The 7330-nt window shown below is 62.4% G+C and carries 6 protein-coding genes; all 6 read left to right on the forward strand.

All coding sequences use genetic code 11. The features are described from left to right. Nucleotides 1–427 (forward strand): hypothetical protein (locus AB3X86_RS37455; protein ID WP_368599816.1); only part of this gene is annotated, 427 nt, incomplete at its 5' end. Then, complete coding sequence (locus AB3X86_RS37460) at nt 424–1287, forward strand: LD-carboxypeptidase (protein ID WP_368599817.1); 864 nt, start codon at nt 424–426, stop codon at nt 1285–1287. The genes AB3X86_RS37455 and AB3X86_RS37460, both read left to right, overlap by 4 nt. A gap of 873 nt (nt 1288–2160) precedes the next feature. Continuing rightward, the gene (locus AB3X86_RS37465) at nt 2161–4308 is read left to right on the forward strand and encodes a molybdopterin-dependent oxidoreductase (RefSeq protein ID WP_368599818.1); all 2148 of its coding nucleotides are present in this window, start codon (nt 2161–2163) and stop codon (nt 4306–4308) included. Nucleotides 4309–4421: 113 nt separating this feature from the next. Further along, entirely contained in the window at nt 4422–4847 is a 426-nt protein-coding gene (locus tag AB3X86_RS37470) for a transposase (protein WP_368599819.1), read from the forward strand. Next, on the forward strand, nt 4844–5188 hold the full coding sequence (tnpB, locus tag AB3X86_RS37475) for an IS66 family insertion sequence element accessory protein TnpB (protein WP_368599820.1): 345 nt from the start codon (nt 4844–4846) through the stop codon (nt 5186–5188). Before AB3X86_RS37470 ends, tnpB begins: the two co-directional genes overlap by 4 nt. Before the next feature lie 30 nt (nt 5189–5218). After that, nucleotides 5219–6769 carry an IS66 family transposase gene (locus tag AB3X86_RS37480; protein WP_368599821.1) on the forward strand — a complete coding sequence of 517 codons (1551 nt, stop codon included), beginning with the start codon at nt 5219–5221 and terminating at the stop codon, nt 6767–6769. Nucleotides 6770–7330 lie beyond the last annotated feature (561 nt).

Consider the following 7330-nt stretch of genomic DNA (forward strand, 5'->3'; position numbering starts at 1 on the left):
AACGCGTCAGAGAGATTTAGCTTCTCGTCGGCGTCGTGATGGCTGCGAAGGCAGTCGAACGCGCCGCTGGGCTCCGGTTCACGCGCCGCATCGTTATGCCATCGCGTTTCCACACGACCTGGGTCGGCTTATGTCTCCCGCATACGGCCGGCGGTTCGAGGCTATCGCTTCGCCAGATCCGCAGGAGGCGTGCGACCCAGAAGTGATGATCGACTTCGTCGCCCGAATCGCCGACAATCGATTTCGAACGGAGCTCCGACTGGTGACAAGGAGTTGGCTCAGCGCAACGATGTCGGTTTTCCAGGACGAAATCGGGTTCTTGGGTGGAGCACACCTCAGCGGGTTCTTGCGTGGAGCACACCTCAGCGTTGCCTACGAACACGTCGGCATCCGTCGACCGGTCAACAAAGTGGAGCAACCGACGTGACAGTGGAAGGCAAACGGGTGGCAGTCGTCGCCCCGGCAGGCGTTCCTGACATGGACAACCTCGCACGGGCGATCTGTCTGCTCGAGAGTTGGGGATTTTCTGTCTCCGTAGGCGCGCACGTGGCTGACCGGTTCCGGTATCTCGCGGGATCCCATCAGCATCGCACAAGCGATCTACTTGCGGCGTTGATGGACCCGGCGGTCGATATCATCTGGATCGCACGCGCCGGCTATGGCTGTGCGCACGTGCTGTCGGCGCTACCCAAAACCGTTCCATGCGAGAAAACCGTGATCGGCTTTTCCGATGCGACCGCGCTTGTCTACGGGCTGCGACAGATTCCCGGCATCCGCGTGATTCATGGGCCGACGCTCAACGGCCTCGCGACAAAAGTTGACGATATGTCGCGCCGCAGTGTTCTCGATACCCTCACAGGAGTCACGCCGGCGCCGCTGCCGCTCGAGCGGTTGCATGGGCCGGCTGATTCGATCAGGGGGCCACTCGTCGGCGGCAACCTCACGGTCCTCGCGAGCACGGCCGGCAGCCGTTGGCAGCCGCACTTTTGCGACTCCATTGTGGTGCTGGAGGACGTTACTGAACTCGCATACCGCATTGACCGAAGCGCCATGACGCTGCGTCACGCCGGCATCCTCGACGGCGCGCGTGCGATCGTGCTCGGAGAGTTCGTCCGCTGTCCGTTGCCAGCCGGGGCGGACTATTCGCTCGCGGACGTGCTGCTGGACGTGTTGGCGCCGCTCGGCGTTCCAATCTATGCAGGATTCCCCGTTGGACATGGCGAGCGCAATCTGTCGTGGGTAGTTGGGGGACCCGTCGAGATCCGCGAAGGCATGTTGCTGCGATAGCTTGCCTTTCGCGTACCCTTTACGATCGGCGATCGACGGGTCGGCGGATGGGATTCGGCCAGGAACGGCCGTTCGACGTCCCCAGTCGGATCATTGACAATGGCGACCGACGCTGACAAGGAAGGTGCATCGGTACTCGCGCAGTATTGAAAAAAAATGGAGCGGAAATGCCAGCAGTCGGAGGTGGTCCATCGCCCGAGCAATGGAGTCGGATGAGCAAGCCAGAGAAACTGATCTATTGGTTACTGGTAGGTGCAGCCGTTGTGTTCGTTGCGTATTTGCTCATCCGCAAGTTGGTGGATTGACCAAGATAACGGTGGGGAGACCGTTGTCGCCGAACCTTTGCTTTCGATAAGGCCGAGAGGCTGCTCCGGGTCGGTCTATGCCTTCTGCATGAGACGCCCGCCCAAGGCTAGTTCATGCGCGGTCATGGGGCGCTGTTTGGCCATGAAGCGCCGCTCGCACTTTATCGGCAGGTGTCGCGTTATGCGCCGCAAACGGTCATCTGACCGACGAGCATGGCACGCCGCGCATTCGATCAAATTTGCGCGGCTGGCGGAGCGAGCGCGTTATAAGCGCTAGTAGAGACGCGTCGGGTCGTGGGACGGGCCGTCGCGAGGCCCGATGTCCCGCCGGGACGCGGCGTGCCGGACTTGCGGGCAACGGCGCTCGCAACAAGTCGTCACGCTATTTGCCACACATATGAACGTCGTTTATTATCGCGAATGCCCGGTCAGAGTCTGGCGGCGATGTAACGCATGGTCATTTGCGGGTGCTCTGTCATCTCACAGGTATCCGGCCGGGCCATAACCTTTGCGCCAAGAGCTGTGGGTGGTGACAAGGTGTGGAGCCACAGTACAGGAGGAACTCGCCGTGCCAAGCGAAGCCGTCACCGCCTGCCGCATCTGCGCCGGCAACTGTTCACTGCGCTTGACCATCGACGATCTCGGACGCGTCGTTGCTGCGCGCGGCGACCGCGACAATCCACTCACGCGCGGCTACGCCTGCATCAAGGGCGCGTATCTGCATGAGGCGCATAACAGCGCGGAGCGGCTCCTGCACCCGCTGAAACGGCAGCGCGATGGCAGTTTCGTGCAGATGCCGCTTGACGCGATGCTGGCCGAGATCGCGGCGCAGCTTGAGGCACTGATCGAGCGCCACGGCGCCGATGCGGTCGCAGCCTTTCGCGGCACCATGAACTACTCTAACCTCGCCGCCAATCATATGTTGCCCGCCTTCCTCGCGGCGCTGGGTTCGAATTCGTTTTTCTCTACAATGACCATCGACCAGTCAGCCAAATGGGTGGCATTTGAGCGACTGGGCGGCTGGGCTGCCGGCAAAGATCCGTACGCGCTCGCTGACGCGCTATTGTTCGTCGGCACCAATCCGCTGGTGTCGCTATCCACATTCAACTTTGCATTGCAGAGTCCGGTCAAGCAGCTCCACGAAGCGAAGGAGCGCGGCCTGAAGCTGGTGGTGATCGATCCACGAGAGACAGAGACTGCGCGCCATGCCGATGTCTTCCTGCAGGTGTTGCCGGGCGAGGACCCGACCGTCCTGGCTGGCCTGCTGCGCATCATTCTGTGTCGCGGCTGGCACGATGCTGAATTCTGCGCGCGCTACGTCAAGGACCTGCGACGACTGGCGCGGGCGGTCGAGCCGTTTACGCCCGAATACGTCGCCCAGCGCGCCGGCGTAAGCGTCGAAGGGCTGGAAGCCGCCGCTGCAGCCTTCGCGGAACCCGTCCGGGACGCCGGCGGCCTGCGCCGCAAGCGTGGCTCGGCCGCGTCGGGAACCGGGCCCAATATGGCGCCGCACTCCAATCTGGCCGAGCATCTGGTCGAATGCCTCAACGTCGTGTGTGGCCGCTTCGCTCGCCCCGGCGATCCTGTTCCGAATCCCGGCGTGGTCGCTCCGCGCTACCAGCGCCGCGCCGAAGTGATTCCGCCACGCCGTTCCTGGGAATCCGGCTGGAAGAGCCGTGTCGGCGGCCATGGCATGCTGTTCGGCCAGAAGATGAGCGGCACGCTGGCCCAGGAAATCACTACACCTGGCGCCGGCCAGATCCGTGCGTTGTTGGTCGACGGCGGCAATCCAGTCGATGCTGTGCCAGACCAGCGTCGCATCGCCGATGCGCTGCGTCAATTGCAACTACTTGTATGCATCGAGCCATTCATGACTAACACTGCGCGGCTCGCGCATTATGTGATTCCACCGAAGCTGATGTTCGAGCGCGCCGACCTGCATTCGCGCGACTACGAGTCCTACATCATGTTCCAGCCTTACGCACAATACTCGGCCGCCGTGGCGACGCCGCCAGAGGGATCCGAAGTCGTGGACGACTGGTTCGTGTTCTGGGATCTCGCGCGGCGCCTGGGCAGGACGGTCATATTCGACGACGTTCCGCTCGATATGCGCGCAGCTCCGACCACCGACGAGCTGCTTGCGATCCTGGTTCGCCACGGCTCCATTTCATTCGACGAACTGAAGCTGAACCCACATGGGAAAATCTACGAGGTCGAACCGATGATCGTGCAGCCTGGCGAGCCAGCTAATAACGCGCGCTTTGACGTGATGCCGGACGACGTCGAGCGCGAACTGGCGGCCGTTCTGAACGAAGCGGGGGCGCCGCCGGGGTTTACGCATCGCCTGGCAGTGCGGCGTGTGCGCGACGTGCAGAACACCATGTACCACCACCTGCCCGCGGTGCGCCGACGCATGCCGTTCAATCCGGCCTTTGCGCATCCCGATGAGCTGGCTGCTCAAGGACTGACCGAAGGCCAGTGCGTGGCCATTGTTTCGCCGCACGGCCGCATTCGAGCTATCGTCAAAGCGGACCCTGCACTGCGCCGAGGCGTCGTGTCCATTCCGCACGGCTGGGGACCGATGCCCGACGAGGAGCCCGAAACCTACGCCGGCACAAATCCAAACCAGTTGCTCAGCACGACGGTTGGCCTTGATCCGATCAACGCCATGCCGGTAATGAGCGCGGTGCCTGTACGCATCGAAACTGCAGACTGAATCCCAAGAGAGAACCCACCGTTCGAATCGTAAGCAACTCGTGAGGGCCGTTCTGGACGGCGGATTGAGTGACCGGGTAATTTGGTGTCCACCAAATTATTGCGGACGCCAAAGTGGACGAGACGTGGGACGAGCGCGCGACCGGCAGCGCGTATAAGCGGCCGAACTTTCCGACCGAGTTCAAGCGGCGACTGGTTGAGCAATCGTTCGAGCCGGGCGCGTCGGTGGCGTTGATCGCGCGCAGCAATGATATCAATGCAAACCTGTTATTCAAGTGGCGGCGGCACTATCTGGCGGGGGAGTACGGTTTGCCGACACTGCCCGAGGGCGCGGCACCGAAACGCGAGCCTCAGGTGCCACCGCTTTTGCCGGTGGATATCGTCCCGGAGACGGCAGAACGTGCGCCGCCGATGACGGTCGATGCGGTGCCGCCGTCGGAGAATCTCTGCGAGATCGAGTTCGACCGCGCACGCTTGCGGATTCGCGGAAACGTGTCGCCGGATATGCTGCGGCTACTGATTCGAGAACTGTCGCGATGATCGGGCTGCCGGCGGGCACCCGCATCTGGATCGCGGCTGGCGTTACCGACATGCGCTGCGGATTCCAGGGACTGGCGGCGAAGGTGCAGACCGCACTCGAGGAGAACCCGATGGGTGGCAACGTCTTCATCTTCCGGGGCCGGCGCGGTGACCTCATCAAGATTCTGTGGGCCACTGAGGACGGGCTATGGCTCCTTGCGAAGCGGCTTGAACGAGGGCGTTTTGTCTGGCCGCAGGCCGACGGCGGCAAGGTCCATCTGACGCATGCACAGTTGTCGATGCTGCTCGAGGGTATCGATTGGCGACAGCCGCGTCGAACTGCGGCGCTATCGGTGTTGTAAACGCTTCCGGGCGCGCGTAAACTCCGGCGCATGACCGATGATGCCCATCTACCAGATGACGTTGATGCGCTCAAGGCGTTGCTGCTCGAGGCTCGCGCCCAGCTTGCCGAGCGCGATATTGAGATCGAACAGCTCAAGGCCCAGATCGACAAACTAAAACGGATGCAGTTTGGCCGCAAGTCCGAGCAACTGGACCGGCAGATCGAGCGGCTTGAGACCGAACTGGAGGAACTGACCGGTGGGCGCGGTGTCGCGGATGTTCACCGCGCCCGCGCATCGGGCACAAACGTGGCCGTCGGCGCAACCTCCTCGAAGGAGGCGTTGCCACCCCATCTGCCGCGCGAAGAGCACATGCTCGAACCCGATTCGAGCTGCCCGAACTGCGGCAACGCCATGCAATCACTCGGCGAGGACGTGTCCGAGCAACTCGCCCGTGTCGCGGCAATGTTCAAAGTGATTCGCACGATCCGGCGCAAGGCAGTCTGCACCTGCTGCAATCACTTCTCGCAGCCGCCGATGCCGGGCCTGCCGATTGAGCGCAGCATCGCGCATCCGAGCCTGCTGGCCGACATCCTCGTCTCGAAGTTCGCTGATCATCAACCGCTGTACCGACAGTCGGCCATTGCCGCACGCGACGGTGTGAAGCTCGACCCTGCCAGCATGGGGCGCTGGGTCGGCCAGTGCGAGGCCCTGTGCGAGCCGTTGACCGAAGCGCTGCAGATCTACACGATGGCATCCTTCAAGCTGCACGCGGATGACACGCCGATTCCGGTGCTTGCACCGGGCAACAGGAAGACCCGCACGGGGCGCCTGTGGGTCTACGTTCGCGACGATACCCGATCGGGCTCGACGGAACCGGCTGCAGTCTGGTTTGCCTACTCGCCAGACCGCAAAGGCATTCATCCGCAGACTCATCTCGCCGGATTCAAGGGCATCCTGCAGGCCGACGCTTACGGCGGCTTCAACGAGCTATATGCGGGTGGCAAGATCCGCGAAGCCGCGTGCTGGGATCACGCGAGACGGTACATATACGACGTTCACGTCCGTACACCGACCGATGCGACAAGGCACGTACTCGAGCTGATCGGCGAACTCTATGGCATTGAAGCTGACATCCGCGGCAAGCCAGCCGTCGAACGGTTGCGCGTACGGCAGCAGAGGAGCCTCGCGGTGCTCGCGGCCATCAAGGCGTGGATGGCGGACAAGATCGCAACGCTATCGACGCAGTCTGAGCTGGCCAAGGCGATACGCTACTCGCTCAATCAATGGGACGCGCTCGTTCTGTACTGCGAAGACGGGCGCGTTGAGATCAGCAACGCCCTTGCCGAAAACGCCCTGCGCTGCGTGAGCCTGGGAAGGAAGAACTTCCTGTTTGCAGGCTCCGACAGCGGAGGTGAACGGGCCGCCGCAATGTACGGCCTGATCGGGACATGCAAGCTGAACGACATTAACCCGCGCGCCTACCTCGAATACGTCCTGACCCACATCGCCGACCACAAGATCAATCACATCGACGAACTGCTGCCCTGGAACGTGGCCGACAAGTTGACCAGGCAGCCCACTCCGCCCCCCACCGTCTGATCTCCCGGCGGTCCTCCGGAATCTATCATCCGTTACTCTCAGCGCGCCGTCACTATCGTGCCTCATGCGCGCGAGACATCGCGAACGGCCCACGCGAGGCGCTTACTTCGAATCGAACGGTTCGTTTCGAGCACGACGATGTAGCTACCCGACCGTCCAGCCTTGTCCGAAATCTGGCGAGCGATCGGAATACACCACGCCACCACAACGTCCAGCAGCTCGCGCCTTCGCGACATTGGCCCCCGCGTCGGTGGCAAGCGGACCCTAGTTGCGGATGCGATAGAAGCCGCCGGCACCCTCTGTGGACGTGCTGCGTCACTTCATTGGCAATGAGTCAACGTGGCGGGAACCTCGCGCCCTGGTTCGACAACACACGCGATCGGCTGGACTAAGCCCAGGACTGGCCGCTCGCGCCGCTGCTGCGAGCGGCTGCAACGGGTCGAGCTTGTGTGAAAACGCGTTGATCGCCTAGACTGGATTAACTCATTCAGCATGGGTGACCGGATGAAGCGATTCATAGAAGGCGAAGATCGCAAGCAGGTGACGCTGCTTCCAGAATGC

Source organism: Paraburkholderia sp. BR14374 (assembly GCF_040948685.1).
In the GTDB taxonomy this organism is placed as follows: Bacteria; Pseudomonadota; Gammaproteobacteria; order Burkholderiales; family Burkholderiaceae; genus Paraburkholderia; species Paraburkholderia youngii.